The following is a 21183-nucleotide window of genomic DNA, read 5'->3' as shown; positions in this document are numbered from 1 at the left end:
TCTCGTTCGGTTCAGTAGCATTGATGAAATCCAGCTGGTTGAAAATCGAGCAGGCGTAATTAGTTAAAAACTGTGAATGAAAATGCTTTCATATGGCACTTGTCGGCTCTCGGCTGTGCGGGGTGAACGAGGCGGCTCAGCACCGCCATCCGGTGCCAGTGCCGATGGGTTTTCGGTCGTGGTGAGGAGGGGAATAGCAGGGAGAGAGGAGGGGAGTGCTCCCCTATGCAGGTGAAGGTGTTAGCGGGTCAGCGATGGCAGGGCGCGGCGAATGCACATCGCCCTGCCATGGGTTCTCGGGATCAGGAGTGTGGTTCTTGCTGTCGGACCGGGGCGGCGCGCTGGCGCATCGGCAGCATGCGGGCCAACAGATTGCTGCGCTGGCGCCAGGAGGTGTAGACGATGGCGCACAGGTGCAGGGCAATAAGTCCCTGCAGCGTCCAGGTACACCAGACATGCCAGTCGTCGGCCCCCAGTTCAAACCCCGGCTCGGTGTTTTGAAACCAGCCGGTGCCCGCGGTAGCCAGGATGAGCAGCCAGAGTGCCCAGACCGCCAGCTTGCCGCTGCCGTGATGGCCGGGGGCGGCGGGGGCGCGTTCACGCAGCGCCAGGGCCTGCTGGCGGAAGTCCTCCCGGTTCGGGATGAGGGCGCTCAGGCGGGCGTGGCCTCTGGCGAAGGAGAGTCCCCACCCCAGCCGCAGGCTGATCAGGATGATGGCCAGATAGCCGAGACGCTCGTGCCAGGTCTCTCCCGCCTCGTTGAACCAGAGGTTGGCGACGCAGGCCGCCGCCACCCCCCAGTGAATGAGGCGGACCAGGCTATCCCAGCGAAAAGGCTCAGCCTTTCTGCTTGGCATAGGTGTGGTACTCCTTCTTCAGGTCGTTGATCTTGGCCAGATGCGCGCGGGCCTTCTCCTCATCACCGGCCTGCAGGGCGGCCAGGCTGGCGTCCAGCTCGGTCTGCACCTCGCCCATGCCTTCGAGGAACTTCTCCTTCTTGGCCGTGGGCATGTTCTGCTCTTTGGCGATGTCGAGCTGGGCCTTCATCTCCTTGATGTGCTTCTCCATGGTGGCGGCATCGCTGGCCTTGAGTGCCTGTTTGTAGTTGAAGCCGATCTTCTTCATCGGCTGCTCCAGATCGCCTGCCATGGCGGGCAGGGTCATCAGGCCAAACATCAGGGGCAACAGCAGGGGGCGCACAGTTTTCAACATGGGATTTCCTTATGGGACTACGACATTGTGGGTTCTTATGGCACTCATTTGAGTGCGGTCAATTTAGCATGATGCCATGAAAATGGGTCAAATGTATGGCTGAAAAGCGACTAATTGTGACGAAATGTGTGCATTGTGCTGACGACATGTAGCAGGACAGAAGGGACGGGCGGTCTGATGGGGCTGGGTGGATAGCAGGCAAGCCGGCCTGAGCTCGGCTCGTCGGCGGGGTAGCGTGAGCCGCCGGTGTAGGCACTCACTGGGGCGAGCGCGAGCTGGTGCAGGGGACTGCGCGGCCTATGGCTCTGGCGACAGGCCAGTAGCCCCGCTCCCGGATCCCAGGCACAAAAAGGGGCCCGCAGGCCCCACTCGCATCAGGGTACGAACGACCGGACTTACTTGGCCTGTTCGCGCTCGATGGCGCGCCAGCCAATGTCGGTGCGGTAGAAGACCCCGTCCCACTGGATGCGGCCCGCCAGCTGGTAGGCACGTTGCTGCGCCTCGGCGACCGTGTGGCCCAGCGCGGTGGCGCACAGCACGCGGCCACCGGCGGTGACTATGGTGTCTCCCGCCAGCTGGGAGCCGGCATGGAACACCTTCTCGCCGCTCGCCTCTTCCACCGGCAGACCGCTGATGGGCTTGCCCTGCTGGTAGTCACCCGGGTAACCGCCCGCCGCCAGCACCACGCCGATGGCGACGCGGGGATCATAGATGGCTTCGACCCGATCCAGCTTGCCGGCACAGGCGGCCAGGCACAGCTCCACCAGATCGGAGCGCATGCGCAGCATGATGGGCTGGGTCTCGGGGTCGCCGAAGCGGCAGTTGAACTCGATCACCTTGGGGTTGCCCTGCCCATCGATCATCAGGCCGGCGTAGAGGAAACCGGTGTAGACGTTGCCCTCGGCCGCCATGCCACGCACGGTCGGCATGATCACCTGCTCCATCACCCTCTGATGCACCGCATCGGTCACCACGGGGGCCGGGGAGTAGGCTCCCATGCCGCCGGTGTTGAGGCCGGTATCGCCGTCGCCGACCCGCTTGTGATCCTGGCTGGTGGCCATGGGCAGCACGTGCTCGCCGTCCACCATGACGATGAAGCTCGCCTCTTCCCCGTCCAGGAACTCCTCGATCACCACCCGGGCGCCGGCGTCGCCGAACGCATTGCCGGACAGCATGTCGCGCACCGCTTCCTCTGCCTCATCGAGGGTCATGGCGACGATGACGCCCTTGCCGGCGGCCAGGCCGTCAGCCTTGATGACGATGGGGGCGCCCTTCTCGCGCAGGTAGGCCAGTGCGGGCTCCACCTCGGTGAAGTTCTGGTAGTCGGCAGTGGGGATGGCGTGGCGTGCCAGGAAATCCTTGGCGAACGCCTTGGAGCCTTCCAGCTGGGCGGCGGCGGCGGTCGGGCCGAAGATGGCGAGCCCTTCGGCACGGAAGGCATCCACCACGCCTTTCACCAGCGGCGCTTCCGGTCCGACTATGGTGAGACCTATCTGCTGAGCCTTGGCGAAGGCCAGCAGGGCCGGGATGTCGGTCGCCTCGATGGCGATGTTCTCGATGCTGCCCTCGTGGGCCGTGCCGGCATTGCCGGGGGCGACGAACACCCGGGTCACCATGGGGGATTGCTTGGCCTTCCAGGCCAGGGCGTGCTCACGGCCGCCGTTACCAATGATCAGTACTTTCATCGTATCGCTCGCTTCTATTTGTGATCACCGCTTGGGGCAAGCGGTTGAAAATAGCCAGTTGAAAAGAGACAACAAAAGGGCCGCCAGTGGCGGCCCTGACTCATCAGTGACGGAAGTGACGCATGTTGGTGAACACCATGGTCATGCCGTGTTCGTCGGCGGCGTCGATCACCTCCTGGTCGCGCATCGAGCCACCCGGCTGGATGACGCAGGCGATGCCGGCGGCGGCGGCGGCGTCGATGCCATCGCGGAACGGGAAGAAGGCATCGGAGGCCATGACGGAGCCCGCCACTGTCAGCCCTTCATCCTCGGCCTTGATGCCGGCGATCTTGGCGGAGTAGACCCGGCTCATCTGGCCGGCGCCGACGCCTATGGTCTGGCCGTCCTTGGCGTAGACGATGGCGTTGGACTTGACGAACTTGGCCACCTTCCAGCAGAACAGCAGATCTTTCAGCTCGGCCTCGGTCGGCTGACGCTTGCTGACCACCTTCAGATCACCCTGGGTCACCATGCCCAGATCGCGCTCCTGCACCAGCAGGCCGCCGTTGACGCGCTTGAGGTCAAAGCCCTGGGCCGGTGCCGTCCACTGGCCGCACTCCAGCAGACGCACGTTCTGCTTGGCGGCGACGGCGTCACGGGCCTCCTGGCTCACCACGGGGGCGATGATCACCTCAACAAACTGGCGGGCGACGATGGCGGCGGCGGTGGCGCCGTCCAGCGGCCGGTTGAAGGCGATGATGCCGCCAAAGGCCGAGGTGGGGTCGGTCTGATAGGCGCGATCGTAGGCCGTCAGCAGGTCGTCACCTATGGCCACACCGCAAGGGTTGGCGTGCTTGACGATGACGCAGGCCGGCTCGGCGAACTCCTTCACGCACTCCAGCGCCGCGTCTGTGTCGGCGATGTTGTTGTAGGAGAGTGCCTTGCCTTGCAGCTGGATGGCACTGGATACGGAACCCGGTGCGGCCTGCTCCTCGGCATAGAAGGCGGCAGCCTGATGGCTGTTCTCGCCGTAGCGCATGTCCTGCTTCTTGATGAACTGGCTGTTGAAGGTGCGCGGGAAGCGGGACTCGGCGTCGCCTTCCTTGTTGTCGTCGTAAGAGGGCACCAGGGTGCCGAAGTAGTTGGCGATCATGCCGTCGTAGGCGGCGGTGTGCTCGAAGGCGGCGATGGCGAGATCGAAGCGGGTGGCGAGGGTCAGGCTGTTGCCGTTGCCATCCATCTCGGCGATCACCCGGCTGTAGTCGGCGGCCTTGACCACTATGGCCACGTCTTTGTGGTTCTTGGCGGCGGAGCGCACCATGGTCGGGCCGCCGATGTCGATGTTCTCGACCGCGTCGGCCAGGGTGCAACCCGCTTTGGCCACGGTGGCGGCGAAGGGGTAGAGGTTGACGACAACCATGTCGATGGGGGAGATATTGTGCTGGGCCATGATGGCGTCATCCCGATCGCGACGGCCGAGAATGCCACCGTGCACCTTGGGATGCAGGGTCTTGACCCGGCCATCCATCATCTCGGGGAAGCCCGTGTAGTCGGAGACCTCGGTCACCGGCAGACCCGCGTCGGCGAGCAGCTTGGCGGTGCCGCCGGTGGAGAGCAGGGCCACGCCACGCTCGTTGAGTGCCTTGGCAAATTCCAGGATGCCAGTCTTGTCAGACACACTCAGCAGTGCACGGCGAATGGGTCGAGCTTGTTCCATCACACTATCGTCCTCAGCATGCGGGAACTTCTATGGGAGGCAGGCGCACGTTGGCCGCACCCAGCACAGAGAGTCCCCAAATAAATGGAAGTGGGGGATTTCGCAAATCACTCTCGCCCAAAAGCCCGGATGCTGGCAAAAGCGTTTTAGGAAATGCCCGCTTGACGCGACGCTCTCTTGTGGGCGCGTATTCTACACAAAAAATGTGAACCGTGGTGGATTTTTTAAAGTGACAAAGCCTTGGCTGGTGCGGTGTTAAACGTTTTCCAGTCGATTTTTGTGAAACGTTTGTCTTTTCAGCGTTTTGACGGGAAATGACCCTGCCGTCCGCCTTTATCTAGCGCTTTCCTGCCTTTGGCTGGCAATCGACAGGCAAAGGCGCGATAGTGGAATCCGCTTTGTATTGAGTACCATATCCAGTGGGAGAGGGACATGTATCGGATCGGGGAACTGGCCAAGGCGTGCGGGGTGAAGGCGGATACCCTGCGCTTTTACGAGAAGAGCGGGCTCATCTCGCCGGGCCTGCGCAACGAGTCCGGCTACCGCCTCTATGGCGAGCAGGACAGGCGACGGCTGGAGTTCATCATCCGCGCCAAGTCAGTGGGGTTCTCCCTCGCCGACATTGGTGAATTGCTGGATCTCGACACCAACAAGGCCAGGGTGACCTGCCAGGAGGTGAAGGCGGTGGCCGACGCCAAGCTGACCCAGGTGGAGCAGAAGATCATCGAGCTGACCCGTTTTCGCGAGAACCTGCGGGAGCTCTCCAACATCTGCTGCGGTGGGCCGCGCTCGGCCGAACACTGCGCCATCCTCGAGACCCTGGAGTCGGGCGCCCCGGCCCGCCATGAGCATCACGACCATGAGCACTGAGTCCATGGGCGAGGAGCGCCGGCGGCCCAGGGTCTCCGCCTTCCTGGCCCTCTCCCTCGATGGCTTTATCGCGGGGGAGGGGAATGATCTCGCCTGGCTGGATCCCTATAACGGCGACTCCCAGGAGGAGACCGGCTACAGCGCGCTAATGGCCAGTGCCGATGCCCTGCTGATGGGGCGCAACAGCTACGAGACTGTGCTGGCCTTCCCCGACTGGATCTACGGGGACAAGCCCTTGGTGGTGCTGACGCACAGGCCCGCCGAGCCCCGCGCCAACGTCTCCTTCCGACAGGGGGGGCTGGCACTGGTGCTGAGGGAGCTGTGGCAGGAGGGGGCACGGCATCTCTATCTGGACGGTGGCGCCGTGGTGCGGCAAGGCCTGCAAGCCGGGCTGGTGGACGAGTTGATCCTGTTCTGGGTGCCGGTGGTGCTGGGCAAGGGCGTCTCGCTGTTCGGGGGCGAACCGTTGCCGGGGGCCCTGGTGCCCCAGAGCAGCAAGCTGCTGCCGAGTGGCCTGGTGCGGGTCGTTTATCATTTCGCATAAGGCATCACGCATGAGCGTTGCCTGTATGCGCACTGGGCTTGCTCTGTGCCCGGCCCGGAGGCACAATCGCTGCGTTTTTGACCGCCTCGTTAACTAGAGGGGGCGTTATCTTCGTCAATGAAAGAGGGTCATATGGCCAAACAACAGAAGGTGGCTGCTGCCACCGCCGAGCCCGCGCACGATCATCAGCGCGGCGTCATTCACGACAATCACCTGAAGGCGCTGGTGACCTCACCGCTGTTCCAGGGTCGGGTCGAGCAGAGCAAGAAGGGCAAGGGCAGTTATCAGCGCAAGGCCAAGCATGGCCAGCGGTGGGAGCCCGGCCAACAGCGGATGCAACGCGTCTGCTGCTGAGCGGGTTTCTACCGGCCGAGGCGGCCAGATCAAAAACAGGGCGTCATTGACGCCCTGTTTTGTTAGGGAGGAAGGCCCGGAGCCGCCTCACTCATCCATAAAGAGCTCGAGCAGCACATTCAGGTAGCGGTGGCCGAGGGCCGTCAGCTGCCAGCAATCCCCCAAGTCTTCGATCAGCTCCTTGGTCTGGGCGATGGCCAGCATGGTCTCCACCCGCTCCAGCGACAGACCGGTATAGGCCTCGAACTCCGCCTTGGGGGCCCGTTCGAACAGCCGGAACCGGTTCATGAAGTATTCCAGCGGCAGATCGTCCTCGGTCACCTGCCACTGGTTGTCCAGGTAGGGACGGGCCGGGTCCAGGTAGCCCTTGGGATGCTTCACCTTGGCGCTGCGCAGGATCCGCTGGTTGGCGAGATCCGTCACCTTGCCGTGGGCCCCGCAGCCGATCCCCAGGTAGTCGCCGAAACGCCAGTAGTTGAGGTTGTGACGGCACTGATAGCCCTCCCTGGCGTAGGCCGAGATCTCGTACTGGTGGTAGCCCTGGGCGGTGAGCATGGCGTGGCCCTGCTCATAGATGTCCCACAGCAGATCGTCTTCCGGCAGCCGCGGCGGCTTGGAGGCGAAGGCCGTGTTCGGCTCAATGGTGAGCTGATACCAGGAGAGGTGGGGCGGCGCGCAGTCGATGGCCTGCTGCAGATCGTAGAGGGCATCGTCCAGGCTCTGATCCGGCAGGCCGTGCATCAGATCCAGGTTGAAGGTGGGCAGCTCAATGGCGTGGGCCAGGGCGGCGGCCTTGCGTGCCTCTTCCGGGCCGTGGATGCGGCCGAGCCGGGTCAATTTTTCTTGCTGGAAGCTCTGCACCCCGATGGAGATGCGGTTGATACCTGCCCGCTTGAAGCCGGCGAACTTGTCCGCCTCCACGGTGCCGGGGTTGGCCTCCATGGTGATCTCGCAATCCGGGGTCAGCGCGATGCGCGCCCGCACCCCGTCCAGCAGGGCCTGCATGGCTTCCACGCTCAACAGACTCGGCGTACCACCGCCGATAAAGATGGAGGAGAGCGCGCGCCCCTGGGCCCACTTCAGATCCAGATCCAGATCCTCCAGCAGGGCGGCCACGTACTCGAGGTGGGGCAGCTCCCCCTTCTGGGCGTGGGAGTTGAAGTCGCAGTAGGGGCACTTCTGGACGCACCAGGGCACATGGATATAGAGGGAGAGGGGCGGCAGTTGCAGCATGGGGTTTCCAATAATCAAAAATCAAAACGGGGGCTGACGGCCCCCATTGTAGATGAAATGCTTGCCGGAGTATCCCGGCGCCTTGTCCGGGCTCAGTGCGCCGCGGCCAGCGCGGCCTTCAGCTTGGCCAGCGCCTGACCACGGTGGCTGAGCTGGTTCTTCAGCTCGCTCGGCATCTGGGCCGAGGTGCAGTCGTGATCGGGCACGAAGAACACGGGATCGTAACCGAAGCCGTGCTGGCCGCGGGGTTCGTCGATGATCATCCCCTCCCAGCTCGCCTGGCAGATGATGGGGGTGGGATCGTCGGCGTGGCGCATATAGACCAGCACGCACCAGAAGCGGGCGCTCTTGAGGTAGTCGGGGGCACCCTGCAGCTCCCCCAGCAGCTTGTCGATGTTGTCCTTGTCGCTGGCCTGCTCACCGGCGAAGCGGGCGGAGTAGACGCCGGGGCGACCGTGCAGCAGATCCACTTCCAGGCCGGAGTCGTCGGCGACGGCGGGCAGACCGGTGATGCGGGCGGCGTGGCGGGCCTTGATGATGGCATTCTCGACGAAGGTGGTGCCGGTCTCTTCGGCATCGGAGACCGCAAATTCGCTCTGCGGGATCACCTGGATCTTCATATCGGCCAGCATGGCGGCCAACTCCTTCACCTTCTTCTGGTTACCTGTTGCCAGGACAAGCTTGCTCATCACGCACCTCCGAAAAAATAATCTGCGCATTCTATGCGGGGCGGGCGTTTAGTCAAAGCGCCAATTACCCCCGACAGGGGAGCATGCCGCGTCGCAGCTGGGCTGCTCGGAGGAGTGGATGAGATGCATGTTTCCATATAGGAATAACCAAAGTGATTAAATACCATTTCAATTCATTACTCTGAGTCAGTAGACTCGCGCACCAATCGATATTCCCTAGGCTTGAGGTGACTGATGCCATTGATTCTTCTGCTTGTACTCCTGGTGCTGTTCAGCCCGCTGGCCATCGACATCTATCTGCCTGCCATCCCGCAGATGGCCGAGCGGCTCGGTGCCGAGGTGACGCTGATGCAGGGCACCATCACCTGGTTCCTGTTCAGCATGGGGTTGGGCCAGCTGTTGGTGGGGCCGCTCGCCGACCGCTATGGCCGCAAGCCCATCGCCCTGGGCGGCGTGCTGCTCTATGGCCTGAGCGCCCTGGCCGCCGGCTTCGCCGCCAGCCTGGGTGAGCTGATGCTGGCGCGAGTGCTGCAAGGCTTCGGGGCCTGCGCCACCTCGGTCGCCGCCTTCTCCGTGGTGCGTGACAGCTATGGCCCCAAGAAGAGCGGCCAGATGATCTCCTACCTGAACGGCGCCATCTGCTTCATCCCCGCGCTGGCGCCGCTGCTCGGCGGCTGGCTCACCGCCAAGGCGGGCTGGTCGGCGAACTTCTGGTTCATGGCCGGTTATGCGGTGGTGGTCGGCAGCTGGCTGCTGTGGCGCATGCCGGAGACCCGCCCCGAGGAGACTAGCAGCGAGGGGGCCCTTATCAGCTGGTCTCGTTACCGCCCGGTGCTGAGCTCCCCCAGCTTCCTGTTCAACGCCAGCCTCTGCATGTTGGCGATGGCGGTGATCCTGGCCTATGTCACAGCCGCGCCTGTGCAGTTGATGGTGAAGCTCGGCCTCGACATGAGCGGTTTCAGCTACTGGTTTACCGCCAATGCGGCGCTGAACATCCTGGCCTGCTTCCTGGCGCCGCGCTTCATCGCCAGAGTGGGACCGAGGCGCACCCTGCGCATCGGGCTGCTGGTGATCTGCCTGTCGGCCATCGCGCTGACCCTGGTGCAGCACATCGAGCATCCGCTGGCCATGATGGGACCCGTGTTCTTCTCCAGCATCGGCTTCGCCATGGTGCTGGGAGCGGCGGCTGGCATGGCGCTGGCCCCCTTTGGCCACTGTGCCGGCACCGCGGCGGCCCTGCTCGGCCTGTTCCAGATGAGCGGCTCCGGTGCTTTGGTTGGACTGACCGGTTGGCTGATGCCGGATCCCCTCAATCAGCTGGCGCTGCACATGTGGCTGCTGTTGCCGCCTCTGCTGCTGTTGCTGACCCGGCGCGGTCGTCGGCTCTGCCTGCAGCCCTGATCCGCTGCAGCCTGATGACAGGGGCTGACAGCGCCGCGGCTTGATGGATAACGGCGCTTGTACTGGCAATAAATCCTGTGCTCTGATGAGTGCAAGCGGGGGCTTCGGCCCCCTTGTTTTTTGGGCGCGCAGTCGCCAGACGCTTATCATAATGGACAGAGTTCAGCGGAGAATCCCATGAGTCAGACAATCAACGCCGCCCTGGTGGGCTATGGTTTCGCAGGCCAGACCTTTCATGCCCCCTTCCTGACCAGCACGCCGGGCCTCTCCCTGCGCTGGGTGGTGAGCCGGGATGCGGCCAAGGTGCAGGCCGAGTTACCCGGTTGCCTGGTGGGTTCGCTGGAGGAGGTGCTGGCCGACAGCACTGTCGATCTGGTGGTGATCGCCACGCCGAACGATACCCATGCCCCCATCGCCCGCAAGGCGTTGCTGGCCGGCAAGCACGTGGTGATCGACAAGCCGTTCGCCCTGGATCTGGCCGAGGCCGAGGCGCTGGTGGCGCTGGCGGATAAACAACAGTTGCTGCTCAGCATCTTCCACAACCGGCGCTGGGACGGGGACTTCCTCACGGTGCGCCGCCTGCTGGCGGAGGGGGCACTGGGGCAGATCGCCCAGTTTGAATCCCACTTCGATCGCTATCGTCCCGAGGTACGCCAGCGCTGGCGGGAGGCGGGCGGCCCGGGATCGGGTCTGTGGTTCGATCTCGGTCCCCACATCCTGGATCAGTCGCTGCAACTGTTCGGTCAGCCAGACTGGATCCAGGCGGACCTGGCGCAGCAGCGTCCGGGCGCGCTGAGCGATGACTACTTCCACGTGGTGCTGGGCTATGGCGCGCTGCGGGTGATCCTGCACGGCAGCTGCCTGGTGTCCGCCACCATGCCCCGCTTCGTGATCCACGGCAGCACGGGCTCCTTCATCAAGTTCGGCATGGACGTGCAGGAGGAGCAGCTCAAGCTCGGCCTGCGGCCGCCTCTGGCGGACTGGGGCCGGGATCCCGAGCCGGGTCTGCTCAGCCGCATCCTGGATGGTCAGCCGCAGCAAACCGCAGTGGCGGGCGAAGCGGGTGACTATGGCGCCTATTACCGCGGTATCTGTGCCGCCATCACCGGCAAGGGGGCCAATCCGGTGCCGGCGGCGGAAGCCCTGGCGGTGATGGCGCTGCTGGATCTGGCTCAGGAGAGCCATAGCCAGGGTAAACGGCTGATTTGTCAGAAGCTGTCTGACTGAGTCGGCTCGGACCGGCGAGATAAAAAGGCAATTGATGGCTAACAATTGCCCTGATGGCGCTGTTTTGTCATGGGAGAGCGCCTCAATCGTGGCGTATTACATTAACAGTTGTCGTTGCAGTAGTTCTTTTCATCCAGGCAACGAGAAAATATTATTGTGATACGCGTTTTCATTGGCGGCATATGGCGCTATATTTCGCGCGCCTCTTGGCCCTCGGTGTATGGCTCTTTTACCGGGGGTGAGGACGCACAGTGATGGTTATCAAGACCATCTCTCCACTTTTTTTGAGGGTATGCACATGAACAAAGTACTGGTAGCCGGTATCCTGGGTCTGATGTTGACCGCCTGTGGTCAGAAAGAAGAAGCTGCCGCTCCGGCTGCTACTCCGGCCGCCGACGTTGCTGCAACTGTTAGCGAAGCTGCTTCTACCGTAGAGAAGGCTGCTTCCGAAGCCTCTGCTACCGTCGAGAAAGCTGCTGCTGACGTAGCCACCAAGGCGGAAGCTGCAGTGAGCGATGCCAAGGCCAACTAAGCCTGCACCTCATCTGAAAACGGGCCCGGCGGTAACGCCGGGCCCGTTTTTTTATGGGCAAGAGCCGATCTGGCCGGCAGCGCGGCGGCGATCAGGGCAGCGGCTCGACCAGCAGGATGTGGGAGTCGGCCCCCACCACCCTGACCCGGCTGCCCGCCGGCAGCGTGACCGGGCAGCGCACCGTCCAGACGGTGTCGTCCAGATGGACCCGGCTCATGCCCTGTTCCACCGCGTCCAGCAGGGTCAGCTCCCGCCCCAGATAGCTCTGCATCCGCTCGTTGATGGGGGCGGCGGCATCTTGCCCCGAGCGATCCCGTTGATGCTGCCAGCGCCACCAGGCCCAGGTGGTCAGCAGGGACTGCGCCGCAAACAGCAGCAGCTGCGCCTGCCAGCCGAAGGGCCAGAGCAGCAGCAACAAGCCCACCTCCAGCGCGGCTATGCCGGTCCAGAGCAGGAAGCCCACCGAGCCCAGCACCTCTATGGCCAGCAGCACGCAGCCGAGCCCCAGCCAGTGCCAGTGGGTCAGCCCCTCCAGCAGGGCTGTCATGATTTGCTGCCCTTGCCATCCTTGTTGAACAGTTCGGCCATGCCGGCCACCGAGCCGATCAGGCTGCCCGCCTCCAGCGGCATCATGATGATCTTGCTGTTGGGGCCTTCACCGATGCGGGCCAGTGCCTCTGTGTATTTCTGGGCCACGAAGTAGTTGATGGCCTGCATATCCCCCTCGGCGATGGCTTTGGAGACCATGTTGGTCGCCTTGGCCTCCGCCTCGGCGGCGCGTTCCCGGGCTTCGGCGGCGAGGAAGGCGGCCTGACGTTCACCCTCGGCCTTGAGGATCTGGGACTGCTTCTCGCCTTCCGCCTTCAGGATCTTGGACTGACGCACCCCTTCGGCCTCCAGTATCTCGGCCCGTTTCTGCCGCTCGGCCTTCATCTGGGCGTTCATGGCCTCCACCAGCGCCAGCGGTGGGCGCACATCCTTGATCTCGATCCGGGTTACCTTGATGCCCCAGGGGGCGGTGGCGGCATCCATGGTGCGCAGCAGCTTCTCGTTGATGGTGTCGCGCTGGGAGAGCATCTCGTCCAGCTCCATGGCGCCCAGCACGGTCCGCATGTTGGTCATGGTGAGGTTTCTGATGGCGCTGGTCAGGTCGTTGACCTCGTAGGCGCCCTTGCGGGCATCCACCACCTGCACGAAGCTGATGGCGTCTATGGTGACGTTGGCGTTGTCCCGGGAGATCACCTCCTGCGGTGGGATATCCAGCACCTGCTCCATCATGATGATCTTGTGGCCGACCCTGTCCACATAGGGAATGAGCAGGTTGAGACCGGGGGTCAGGGTGCGGGTGTAGCGACCGAAGCGCTCCACTGTCCAGTTGTAACCCTGGGGCACTATCTTGATGCCGGCACTCAGGGTAGCGAGTACCAGGAATACGAAGATCCCCAATACAATCAATGACTCATTCATTATTAAGCTCCTTATGAAACACTTTCACTAGCCTAGGGTCTGGTGGGAAACACCACAAGGACATTCGCTCGGCTTTGCCATGACACGGCTTTGCTAATTACTAAAACGCATTAAAGAGCATTTTTTATTATTTTGAAGGAATAAGCAGCCTGCCTATAGTCGCCCCAGATGTCGTCGTGTGCCGAGGAATGGGTCGAAATGGATTATTTACCTATGTTTGCCAAGTTGGAAGGCCGCCCGGTACTGCTGGTGGGCGGGGGCGAGGTGGCCCTGCGCAAGGCGCGCCTGCTGCTGGCGGCGGGTGCCCGGCTGACCCTGGTCTCCCCCGAGATCGAGCACGACTTCCATGAATTTGCCGGCCGCTTCACCCACCTTGCCGAGCGTTTCACCCCAGCGCATCTGGCGGGCCAGCAGCTGGTGGTGGCCGCCACCGACGATCTCGAGGTCAATGCCCTCGTCTACCAGAGCGCCAACCGGCTCGGCCTGTTCGTCAATGTGGTGGACGACCCGGTGCGTTCCAGCTTCATCTTCCCCTCCATCATAGACAGATCCCCGCTGATGGTCGCCGTCTCCAGCGGCGGCAAGGCTCCTGTATTGGTGCGGTTGCTGCGCGAGCGGCTCGAAAGTCTGCTGCCCCGCCATCTGGGCGGGCTGGCGGAGCTCTCCGGCCGGGTGCGCGGCAAGGCCAAGCAGCTGCTCGCGTCCATCTCGGATCGCCGTCGCTTCTGGGAGCGGGCCTTCGCCTCCAACACCCTCGCCAGTTTGATCGAGAAGCAGGACTGGCAGGGTGCCGAACGCTGGCTCAATGAGGGGCTGGACAAGGCCCAAAGCGAGGTCGGCGAGGTGGTGCTGGTGGGGGCGGGCCCCGGCGATCCTGGCCTGCTGACCCTCAAGGCGCTGCAACAGATCCAGCAGGCCGAAGTGGTGCTCTATGACCAGCTGGTCTCCCCGGAGATCCTGGATCTGGTGCGCCGGGATGCGACCCTGGTGTCGGTCGGCAAGAAGGCCGGCGCCCACAGCGTGCCCCAGGAGGAGACCAACCGCCTGCTGGTGCAATACGCCAAGGCGGGTAACCGGGTGGTGCGGCTCAAGGGGGGCGATCCCTTCATGTTCGGCCGTGGCGGCGAGGAGCTGGAGGTGCTGGCCGCAGAAGGCATCCCCTTCTCAGTGGTGCCGGGCATCACGGCCGCCGCCGGTGCCACCGCCTATGCCGGCATCCCCTTGACCCATCGCGATCACGCCCAGAGCGCCGTCTTCATCACCGGCCACTGCCAGCAGGAGGGCAAGGAGCCCGACTGGCAGCAGCTCGCCGCCACCAGCCAGACCTTAGTTGTCTACATGGGGCTGATGCGCTCCGAACACATCCAGCAGCAACTGGTGAACCACGGTCGCAGCGCCGCCACCCCCATTGCCATCATCGAGCGGGGCACCCAGCCGTGCCAGCGGGTGTTGACCGGCACGCTCGCCGACTTGGCTGTCCTGGCCGCTCAGGCCGAGAGTCCGTCGCTCATCGTCATCGGCGAGGTGGTGGCCCTGCGCCAGCAGCTGGCCTGGTTTGGGGAGAGGAGTGGCGAGCAGACCGGCCCCGACCTCAACGGCAGTGACCTGAAGCTGGTCAAGCTGGCCTGAGTCCGCATAGCGAAACGAATCGATTTGACGGTGCGGCCATGGCGGCACCGAACTGAACCCGAACCACGCCCCCGGCGTGACAGCAATACCGAGGACCAAGACATGGATCGTGAAAGACTGACACATTTGCAGCAACTGGAGGCCGAGAGCATCCACATCATCCGCGAGGTGGCTGCCGAATTCGAAAACCCGGTGATGATGTACTCCATCGGCAAGGACTCCTCCGTCATGTTGCACCTGGCGCGCAAGGCCTTCTATCCGGGCAAGATCCCCTTCCCGCTGCTGCATGTGGACACCAACTGGAAGTTCAAGGAGATGATCAAGTTCCGCGACGAGACCGCCGAGAAGTACGGGCTGGATCTCATCGTCCACAAGAACCCGGACGGTCTGGCCATGGACATCAACCCCTTCGTGCACGGCAGCGGCAAGCACACCGACATCATGAAGACCGAGGGGCTAAAGCAGGCGCTCAACAAGTACGGCTTCGATGCCGCCTTCGGTGGTGCCCGTCGCGACGAGGAGAAGTCCCGTGCCAAGGAGCGGGTCTACTCCTTCCGTGACAAGTCCCACCGCTGGGATCCGAAGAACCAGCGGCCCGAGCTGTGGCGGGTCTACAACGGCCAGGTCAACAAGGGGGAGAGCATCCGGGTGTTCCCGCTCTCCAACTGGACCGAGCTCGACATCTGGCAATACATCTATCTGGAAAACATCGACATAGTGCCGCTCTACTTCGCCGCCGTGCGCCCCGTGGTGGAGCGCAGCGGCATCAAGATCATGGTGGACGACGAGCGCATGCCCATAGGCCCGGAAGACGAGGTGAAGCAGGAGCTGGTGCGTTTCCGCACCCTCGGCTGCTACCCGCTGACCGGGGCCATCGAGTCCAATGCCACCACCCTGCCGGAGATCATCGAGGAGATGCTGCTGACCACCTCGAGCGAGCGGCAGGGACGATTGATCGACCACGATCAGGCCGGCTCCATGGAGCAGAAGAAGCGTCAGGGATATTTCTAAGGAGTCCGCCATGTCTAACAGAATGAACAACCATATTCAGACCGCCATCACCGAGCAGGGCATCGAAGCCTACCTGCACGCCCAGCAGCACAAGAGCCTGCTGCGCTTCCTCACCTGCGGCAGCGTGGACGACGGCAAGAGCACCCTCATCGGTCGCCTGCTGCACGACTCCCAGCAGATCTATGAAGATCAGCTCAAGGCGCTGGAATCCGACAGCCAGAAGCTCGGCACCACCGGCGAGAAACTCGATCTGGCGCTGCTGGTGGACGGCCTGCAAGCCGAGCGCGAGCAGGGCATCACCATAGACGTGGCCTACCGCTATTTCTCGACCGCCAAGCGCAAATTTATCATCTCCGACACCCCGGGCCATGAGCAGTACACCCGCAACATGGCGACCGGTGCCTCCACCTGCGATCTGGCCATCATCCTCATCGATGCTCGCAAGGGGGTGCTGGATCAGACCCGCCGCCACAGCTTCATCGCCAGTTTACTGGGGATAAAACAGTTTGTGGTGGCGGTCAACAAGATGGATCTGGTGGAGTTCAGCCAGCAGGTGTTCGAGCGCATCAGCGCCGAGTATCGGGAGTTCGCCAGCAAGCTCAGCGTCGACAACATCCAGATTGTGCCGGTCTCGGCGCTGGACGGTGACAACGTGGTCAACCCGAGCGGCAAGCTGGCCTGGTATCAGGGGGAGACCCTGCTCTCCCTGCTGGAGAATGCCGAGGTGGAGCGCGAACTGGAGCGCCATCCGGTGCGCCTGCCGGTGCAGTATGTCAGCCGCCCCAACCTGGATTTTCGCGGCTTCGCGGGCACCCTCGCCGCCGGCATCCTGCGGGTCGGTGACCGGCTGACGGTGCTGCCGTCCGGCAAGCAGAGCACAGTCACTCGTATCGTCACCTTCGATAGGGATCTGGACTACGCCCTGCCGGGCCAGGCCATAACGGTCACCTTCGCCGACGAGATCGACATCAGTCGCGGCGATCTGCTGGTGGATGCCGCACGCCAACCTCAGGTCACCCAGAACCTGCTGGCCCACATCGTCTGGATGGGGGAGGAGTCCCTGCAACCGGGCCGGGTCTATGACGTCAAGCTGGCCACCAAGAAGAGCCGCGGTCAGGTGGAGGCCATCCGCCATCGCATCGAGATCAATAAGTTGGGCGAGCTGGCGGCGAGCGAGCTGAAACTCAACGAGATCGGCCTGTGCGAGCTGAGCCTGACCGACCCGGTGGCGTACGATCCCTATACGGATATCCGCGACACCGGCAGTTTCATCCTGATCGACCGGCTGACCAACGTCACCGTCGGGGCGGGCATGATAGTGGAAGGGTTGGCCGCGAAGGTGGTGACTCTTGCTGGCAGAGCAGGGCAATACAGCGAGTTCGAGATCGAGCTCAACGCCCTGGTGCGCAAGCACTTCCCGCACTGGCAAGCCCTCGCCATCGGAAAGGAATAAGCCCATGACCTGGCAACAATCCCTGGTGCTGGGTCTGCTGGCTGCGCTCGTGGCCCTGCTGATCCAGGGCAAACTCCGTCCGGCGCTGCTGTTCTCGGGCGCCGTGCTCATCACCTACCTGAGCGGGCTGGCGGACATCAACGCCGTGGTGGCGGGCTACACCAACAGCGCCCTGCTGACCCTGGTGCTGTTGCTGCTGGTGTCGCTGGCGGTGGAGAAGACCCGGGTCATGAGCTGGTTCGCCAACCTGGTGGGCACCGGCTCCTTCAACAAGGTGCTGGTCAAGGTGTGGTTCTCCACCGCCTTCCTGTCGGCCTTCGTCAACAACACCGCCGTGGTGGCCTCCATGCTGGGGGCCGTCAAGCGCAACCCCAACCATGCCCCCTCCCGGCTGCTGCTGCCCATGTGCTTCGCCGCCACCTTTGGCGGCGTGCTGACCCTGATCGGCACCTCCACCAACCTCATCGTCAACAGCTTCCTCATCAAGATGGGGGCCCCGCCGCTCGGCATGTTCGACTTCTTCATGGTGGGGGCTGGGACCTTGCTGACCGGTCTGGTGGCCGTGCTGCTGTTCGCGCGCCACCTGCCGGAGCAGGACACCGAGATGAGCCGGGAGTCCGGCTACTTCCTCGAGGCCAAGGTGGGCCCCGGCTCGCCGCTGGCCGGGCGCAGCGTCAAGGAGAACGGCCTGCGCAGCCTCAAGAGCCTCTATCTGGCGGAGATCATTCGCGGCGATCAGGTGATCTGCCCGGTGCAGCCGGAACACGAGCTGCACGAGGGGGACATGCTGCTGTTTTGCGGCGACGTGGAGAGCGTCGGTGTGCTGCAGGAGCTCAAGGGGCTGGATCTCTACGGCCAGCACCGGCTCAATGGCCAGCATCTGGTGGAGGTGATCGTCAGCCACAGCTCGCGACTGGTGGGGCAATCCATCAAGGATGCCGAGTTTCGCACCCACTTCGATGCGGTGGTGCTGGCGGTGCGCCGTGGCGAGACCCAGCTCACCGGCGGCCTCGGCCAGATTGAGCTGCACGCCGGCGACACCCTGCTGCTGGCTCCCGGCCCCAAGTTTGCCAGCAACAAGTCATTGTCGCGGGAGTTCGTGGTGGTGAGCGGGCTGGAGGCCTCCACCCGGCTCGATGGCAGCCGCAGTGCCGCCGTGATCCTGGGCTTTCTCGGGGTGCTGGCGCTGTCGGTGTTCGAGCTGGTGCCGCTGTTCAAGGGGCTGCTGGTGATGCTGGTGGTGCTGCTGTTCAGCCGCATTCTGACCCTGGACGAGATCCGTCGTCGCTTCCCCCTCGACATCTGGCTGGTGGTGGGGGGCGCGCTCGCCATCGCCGATCAGCTGGAGCACAGCGGTCTAGCCCGGGTCATCGCCGACTGGCTGATGGGGGAGTTCAACGGCGCCAGCCCGCTCATCGCCTTCATCGGCATCTATCTGTTCACCCTGGTGCTGACCGAGCTGATGAGCAACAACGCGGCGGCGGCCCTGGCCTTCCCCATGGGCTACCAACTGGCGCTCAGCATGGACGTGTCGACCATGCCGTTCATCCTGGCGGTGCTGTTTGGTGCCAGCTCCAGCTTCATACTGCCCTATGGCTACCAGACCAACCTGATGGTCTATGCGGCGGGCAACTACAAGATGCCGGACTACCTCAAGCTGGCGCTGCCGGTGTCGCTGGCCTACAGCCTGGGAGTGATCTGCATGGTGCCCCTGCTGTTTCCATTCTGAGGCGCCACCCTCTTCGTTTTGGGGCCCTGCTGCCTCGCAAGGAGTTTGAATGAGCAATACCATGGCATCAGCAAGTTGTCGGCTGACAGTCCGAGTCGGCTCCCCGTGGTTCCAGAGAGTTTCAGTGTTGAGGCGTGAGCGCCAATCAAGGAGTATTGGATGAGCAATATCGTGTGGCATGCCCATGCCGTCGACAAAGAGAGCCGGGCCGAGCTGAAGGGGCAAAAACCGTTGGTGATCTGGTTCACCGGGCTGTCGGGGGCGGGCAAATCCACCCTGGCGGGGGCCCTGGAGCAGGCGCTGGCGGCGCGAGGCAAGCACACCTATCTGCTGGATGGGGACAACGTGCGCCACGGCCTCTGTGGCGATCTCGGCTTTGACGACTCCGCCCGTCAGGAGAATATCCGCCGGGTCGGCGAGGTGGCAAAACTCATGGTGGATGCGGGCCTTATCGTGCTCACCGCCTTTATCTCGCCGTTTCGCACCGAGCGGGAGCTGGTGCGCAATCTGCTGGGCGCCGACGAGTTTGTCGAGGTGTTTGTGGATGCGCCGCTCGCCGTCTGTGAAGAGCGCGATCCCAAGGGGCTCTACAAGAAGGCGCGAGCGGGGGAGATCCGTAACTTCACCGGTATCGACTCCGCCTATGAGGCACCGGAACAACCGGAAATTCACCTGCTTAACGCCGGTAAACCTGTGGCGGCCTTGGTGGATGAGTTGCTGACCGCTCTGCGGCAGCGTGGGCTGCTCGACTGAGAGAGATTGCCAGCACCGAACATTGATCTTCGAGGGGGCATTTGCCCCCTCGTTTGTTTCCACCCGGCTATTCCCTTTGTCGCCGCCATTTATCCGCTGGGCGCTTTTGAGATGCAGGGCGCAATAGCGCTGTAAATTGCACCGCGAATCTCATGCAGGGCTTTTCATACCCGTGCCCGTTCTAACGTGAGGGAAGGTCGTAGCTCATCTGGCCGCTATGCTGCACTCAAAAGGTGAGGGGGCCAATTCGGTTTTTAACTGACTCGCGAATTCCTCAGTATTCCGATCTCACCCTTTTGTATAACGCCCTGTTAAGGTGTGAGCGACGCAATACAAAAGTCTCTGTAAACCATCTTAAACACTAAACGCAACGCATAGTAAAAATGCCATATGTTGCGAATCACTCTTAAACAGTTTGTTATATGCGTACTACTTGCTTTGCTAAGGCTGCCAACAAATCAAGGTTTGACGGATCTTTGTACGTCTTTTCAAATAAACTGAAAGTGGGGTGGTCGTGCTGCTGTAAATGATTGAAGCTTTTCTTTGAGCCTAAATACCACAACCCACGAATTTCAAAATATATTTCTAAAAGATCATGTTGGAGCCAAGTACGGCGATAATTACCATCTAAGTCTTTATCATGCGCACGCCCTAGCATTTTCATTACCCACTCTTGAAGGTGTGCCTTATCTGCATCAGACATTGGCGGTTTGCCATCTGCGAGCTTTTGTTTCACTTTAGCTAAGTAGTCGCTTCCTAAACCTTGTGTATCATGAATTACCTTTCCATCTCCGAAGCGAAGAGCTTCTTTGGGAATTGAGTTTAGAAAAGCGGTTGGGTAAACCCATACATCAAGATAAACACCGTGAAATAACCTTGCATCTTTCTGTTCATCCGGGCGATTACAGAAACACGCTAAGTCTATATCACTCGTTTCAGTTGCTTCATTGCGTGCATGAGAACCATAAAGAATGATTGTATGAGGCGCATATTTTTCTTTCAGATCCTCCAATGCTAAATCTAGGATGTCGTCCATTTTTCCTCCAAGCATATAACACCCTGTTAAGGTGTGAGAAATGCAATGTCGATGCCGCTGCAAACCAGCTCAAACACAAAATGTAACGCATAGTAAAAATACCATGCGTTGCGAATCGCTTTTGAACAGTTTGTTATGCGTTAATTTCCCCTGACAACACTGCAACCCTTTCCAAATCTCTACTCGGAAAGTCGGGGTCTACATACACATACATACGACTTATTAGTTTTCCAGTAAATTCGAATACACTACAAAACCGCCCCATGGAGATGTTATTGTCCGGCCAAGAGGTGCCATCACTCATCACTCCCCCCTCTTGCCCCTCGACAATCACAGTGTTGCCAGCAGTCGTTATCTTAAAGCCATCTATGTCGTGCCGGATGCTGGTGAGTGAGCTACCAATCCTATTACCAAACTCAACTAATGCATCCTTTCCTTCAGCCTGCCCAAATTTGGTGAAGAAAAAGTCAACATTCTCCGAGAACAGGTCAAGATAGCTGGGGTCACCTGCATCTACTTTCTTGAAATACTCAATCGCTATCTCAACTAAACTTTCTTGTTCCATTACCATTCCTATGTCCGTATTGGTTTTTTGTATAGCAGTGATTGGAAGGAAGGTGGTGCTCACTCATTAGTGCCACTGTTTATAACCCCCTTCCACT

The 21183-nt window shown here is 61.9% G+C and carries 21 protein-coding genes; 11 read left to right on the top strand and 10 right to left on the bottom strand.

All coding sequences use genetic code 11. The annotated features are described in order from the left end of the window. Positions 1-302: 302 nt before the first annotated feature. From EL255_RS17705 to purH, 4 genes are all read right to left on the bottom strand, one after another. Positions 303-857: a cytochrome b/b6 domain-containing protein gene (locus EL255_RS17705; protein ID WP_042653026.1), complete on the bottom strand. Its 555-nt coding sequence runs from the start codon at positions 855-857 to the stop codon at positions 303-305. After that, positions 838-1212 (bottom strand): cytochrome b562, encoded by a 375-nt coding sequence (locus EL255_RS17700; RefSeq protein WP_042653025.1) that lies wholly within the window; start codon positions 1210-1212, stop codon positions 838-840. Before EL255_RS17700 ends, EL255_RS17705 begins: the two co-directional genes overlap by 20 nt. 395 nt (positions 1213-1607) lie before the next feature. Next, complete coding sequence (purD, locus tag EL255_RS17695; protein WP_042653024.1) at positions 1608-2897, bottom strand: phosphoribosylamine--glycine ligase; 1290 nt, start codon at positions 2895-2897, stop codon at positions 1608-1610. A 103-nt stretch (positions 2898-3000) separates the two neighbouring features. Continuing rightward, positions 3001-4593: a bifunctional phosphoribosylaminoimidazolecarboxamide formyltransferase/IMP cyclohydrolase gene (gene purH / locus EL255_RS17690; protein ID WP_042653023.1), complete on the bottom strand. Its 1593-nt coding sequence runs from the start codon at positions 4591-4593 to the stop codon at positions 3001-3003. Between the two features lie 432 nt (positions 4594-5025). On the opposite strand from purH, the gene zntR reads away from it, so the two are divergent. The 3 genes from zntR (at position 5026) to EL255_RS17675 (ending at position 6361) form a co-directional block, all read left to right on the top strand. Beyond that, positions 5026-5463, top strand: coding sequence for a Zn(2+)-responsive transcriptional regulator (zntR, locus tag EL255_RS17685; protein ID WP_042653022.1), 438 nt, complete (start codon positions 5026-5028; stop codon positions 5461-5463). A gap of 4 nt (positions 5464-5467) precedes the next feature. Continuing rightward, positions 5468-6007, top strand: coding sequence for a dihydrofolate reductase family protein (locus EL255_RS17680; protein ID WP_042653021.1), 540 nt, complete (start codon positions 5468-5470; stop codon positions 6005-6007). Positions 6008-6139: 132 nt separating this feature from the next. Beyond that, positions 6140-6361 carry an alternative ribosome-rescue factor A gene (locus EL255_RS17675; RefSeq protein ID WP_042653020.1) on the top strand — a complete coding sequence of 74 codons (222 nt, stop codon included), beginning with the start codon at positions 6140-6142 and terminating at the stop codon, positions 6359-6361. 87 nt (positions 6362-6448) lie between these two features. Here the strand turns inward: EL255_RS17675 and hemW are convergent, their stop codons facing one another. Both hemW and EL255_RS17665 read right to left on the bottom strand, forming a co-directional pair. Beyond that, positions 6449-7594, bottom strand: coding sequence for a radical SAM family heme chaperone HemW (gene hemW, locus EL255_RS17670; protein WP_042653019.1), 1146 nt, complete (start codon positions 7592-7594; stop codon positions 6449-6451). A gap of 92 nt (positions 7595-7686) precedes the next feature. After that, positions 7687-8283, bottom strand: coding sequence for an XTP/dITP diphosphatase (locus EL255_RS17665; RefSeq protein WP_042653018.1), 597 nt, complete (start codon positions 8281-8283; stop codon positions 7687-7689). A gap of 234 nt (positions 8284-8517) precedes the next feature. Here EL255_RS17665 and EL255_RS17660 point away from each other — a divergent pair, with 234 nt between their 5' ends. The 3 genes from EL255_RS17660 to EL255_RS17650 all read left to right on the top strand — a co-directional run bounded on the left by EL255_RS17660 (position 8518) and on the right by EL255_RS17650 (position 11443). After that, positions 8518-9684: a multidrug effflux MFS transporter gene (locus EL255_RS17660; protein ID WP_042653017.1), complete on the top strand. Its 1167-nt coding sequence runs from the start codon at positions 8518-8520 to the stop codon at positions 9682-9684. Positions 9685-9861: 177 nt separating this feature from the next. Beyond that, positions 9862-10911, top strand: a complete 1050-nt coding sequence (locus EL255_RS17655; protein WP_042653016.1) for an oxidoreductase — start codon at positions 9862-9864, stop codon at positions 10909-10911. 298 nt (positions 10912-11209) lie between these two features. Continuing rightward, positions 11210-11443, top strand: coding sequence for a hypothetical protein (locus EL255_RS17650; protein WP_025328222.1), 234 nt, complete (start codon positions 11210-11212; stop codon positions 11441-11443). A 91-nt stretch (positions 11444-11534) separates the two neighbouring features. Here the strand turns inward: EL255_RS17650 and EL255_RS17645 are convergent, their stop codons facing one another. After that, positions 11535-11990, bottom strand: coding sequence for an NfeD family protein (locus tag EL255_RS17645; protein ID WP_042653015.1), 456 nt, complete (start codon positions 11988-11990; stop codon positions 11535-11537). Then, positions 11987-12910 (bottom strand): SPFH domain-containing protein, encoded by a 924-nt coding sequence (locus EL255_RS17640; RefSeq protein WP_042653014.1) that lies wholly within the window; start codon positions 12908-12910, stop codon positions 11987-11989. The genes EL255_RS17645 and EL255_RS17640 overlap by 4 nt, the downstream gene beginning before the upstream one ends. 198 nt (positions 12911-13108) lie before the next feature. Between EL255_RS17640 and cysG the strand changes: the two genes are divergently transcribed. The 5 genes from cysG (at position 13109) to cysC (ending at position 19485) form a co-directional block, all read left to right on the top strand. After that, positions 13109-14539 carry a siroheme synthase CysG gene (cysG, locus tag EL255_RS17635; protein WP_042653013.1) on the top strand — a complete coding sequence of 477 codons (1431 nt, stop codon included), beginning with the start codon at positions 13109-13111 and terminating at the stop codon, positions 14537-14539. 102 nt (positions 14540-14641) lie between these two features. Beyond that, positions 14642-15550, top strand: coding sequence for a sulfate adenylyltransferase subunit CysD (gene cysD / locus EL255_RS17630; protein WP_042653012.1), 909 nt, complete (start codon positions 14642-14644; stop codon positions 15548-15550). A 22-nt stretch (positions 15551-15572) separates the two neighbouring features. Then, on the top strand, positions 15573-17003 hold the full coding sequence (gene cysN / locus EL255_RS17625) for a sulfate adenylyltransferase subunit CysN (RefSeq protein ID WP_042653011.1): 1431 nt from the start codon (positions 15573-15575) through the stop codon (positions 17001-17003). A gap of 4 nt (positions 17004-17007) precedes the next feature. Continuing rightward, positions 17008-18732 carry an SLC13 family permease gene (locus tag EL255_RS17620; RefSeq protein WP_042653010.1) on the top strand — a complete coding sequence of 575 codons (1725 nt, stop codon included), beginning with the start codon at positions 17008-17010 and terminating at the stop codon, positions 18730-18732. Between the two features lie 159 nt (positions 18733-18891). Further along, the gene (gene cysC / locus EL255_RS17615; RefSeq protein WP_042653009.1) at positions 18892-19485 is read left to right on the top strand and encodes an adenylyl-sulfate kinase; all 594 of its coding nucleotides are present in this window, start codon (positions 18892-18894) and stop codon (positions 19483-19485) included. 418 nt (positions 19486-19903) lie between these two features. Here the strand turns inward: cysC and EL255_RS17605 are convergent, their stop codons facing one another. Both EL255_RS17605 and EL255_RS17595 read right to left on the bottom strand, forming a co-directional pair. Then, positions 19904-20521, bottom strand: coding sequence for a nucleotidyltransferase domain-containing protein (locus EL255_RS17605; RefSeq protein ID WP_084228317.1), 618 nt, complete (start codon positions 20519-20521; stop codon positions 19904-19906). A gap of 133 nt (positions 20522-20654) precedes the next feature. Further along, entirely contained in the window at positions 20655-21086 is a 432-nt protein-coding gene (locus tag EL255_RS17595) for a nuclear transport factor 2 family protein (protein WP_042653008.1), read from the bottom strand. Positions 21087-21183 lie beyond the last annotated feature (97 nt).

Source organism: Aeromonas encheleia (assembly GCF_900637545.1).
GTDB classification, from domain to species: Bacteria; Pseudomonadota; Gammaproteobacteria; order Enterobacterales; family Aeromonadaceae; genus Aeromonas; species Aeromonas encheleia.
This window is presented reverse-complemented; position numbering and strand designations above follow the sequence as displayed.

What these genes read in the sequence shown, in the direction of transcription:
- EL255_RS17660 (WP_042653017.1), top strand. Translation starts at nt 8,518, where the DNA reads ATGCCATTGATTCTTCTGCTTGTACTCCTGGTGCTGTTCAGCCCGCTG.
- EL255_RS17645 (WP_042653015.1), bottom strand. Translation starts at nt 11,990, where the DNA reads ATGACAGCCCTGCTGGAGGGGCTGACCCACTGGCACTGGCTGGGGCTC.
- EL255_RS17605 (WP_084228317.1), bottom strand. Translation starts at nt 20,521, where the DNA reads ATGGACGACATCCTAGATTTAGCATTGGAGGATCTGAAAGAAAAATAT.
- EL255_RS17705 (WP_042653026.1), bottom strand. Translation starts at nt 857, where the DNA reads ATGCCAAGCAGAAAGGCTGAGCCTTTTCGCTGGGATAGCCTGGTCCGC.
- EL255_RS17595 (WP_042653008.1), bottom strand. Translation starts at nt 21,086, where the DNA reads ATGGAACAAGAAAGTTTAGTTGAGATAGCGATTGAGTATTTCAAGAAA.
- cysC (WP_042653009.1), top strand. Translation starts at nt 18,892, where the DNA reads ATGAGCAATATCGTGTGGCATGCCCATGCCGTCGACAAAGAGAGCCGG.
- EL255_RS17680 (WP_042653021.1), top strand. Translation starts at nt 5,468, where the DNA reads ATGGGCGAGGAGCGCCGGCGGCCCAGGGTCTCCGCCTTCCTGGCCCTC.
- EL255_RS17700 (WP_042653025.1), bottom strand. Translation starts at nt 1,212, where the DNA reads ATGTTGAAAACTGTGCGCCCCCTGCTGTTGCCCCTGATGTTTGGCCTG.
- zntR (WP_042653022.1), top strand. Translation starts at nt 5,026, where the DNA reads ATGTATCGGATCGGGGAACTGGCCAAGGCGTGCGGGGTGAAGGCGGAT.
- EL255_RS17665 (WP_042653018.1), bottom strand. Translation starts at nt 8,283, where the DNA reads ATGAGCAAGCTTGTCCTGGCAACAGGTAACCAGAAGAAGGTGAAGGAG.
- purH (WP_042653023.1), bottom strand. Translation starts at nt 4,593, where the DNA reads ATGGAACAAGCTCGACCCATTCGCCGTGCACTGCTGAGTGTGTCTGAC.
- purD (WP_042653024.1), bottom strand. Translation starts at nt 2,897, where the DNA reads ATGAAAGTACTGATCATTGGTAACGGCGGCCGTGAGCACGCCCTGGCC.
- cysG (WP_042653013.1), top strand. Translation starts at nt 13,109, where the DNA reads ATGGATTATTTACCTATGTTTGCCAAGTTGGAAGGCCGCCCGGTACTG.
- EL255_RS17620 (WP_042653010.1), top strand. Translation starts at nt 17,008, where the DNA reads ATGACCTGGCAACAATCCCTGGTGCTGGGTCTGCTGGCTGCGCTCGTG.
- EL255_RS17650 (WP_025328222.1), top strand. Translation starts at nt 11,210, where the DNA reads ATGAACAAAGTACTGGTAGCCGGTATCCTGGGTCTGATGTTGACCGCC.
- EL255_RS17655 (WP_042653016.1), top strand. Translation starts at nt 9,862, where the DNA reads ATGAGTCAGACAATCAACGCCGCCCTGGTGGGCTATGGTTTCGCAGGC.
- EL255_RS17640 (WP_042653014.1), bottom strand. Translation starts at nt 12,910, where the DNA reads ATGAATGAGTCATTGATTGTATTGGGGATCTTCGTATTCCTGGTACTC.
- hemW (WP_042653019.1), bottom strand. Translation starts at nt 7,594, where the DNA reads ATGCTGCAACTGCCGCCCCTCTCCCTCTATATCCATGTGCCCTGGTGC.
- EL255_RS17675 (WP_042653020.1), top strand. Translation starts at nt 6,140, where the DNA reads ATGGCCAAACAACAGAAGGTGGCTGCTGCCACCGCCGAGCCCGCGCAC.
- cysN (WP_042653011.1), top strand. Translation starts at nt 15,573, where the DNA reads ATGAACAACCATATTCAGACCGCCATCACCGAGCAGGGCATCGAAGCC.
- cysD (WP_042653012.1), top strand. Translation starts at nt 14,642, where the DNA reads ATGGATCGTGAAAGACTGACACATTTGCAGCAACTGGAGGCCGAGAGC.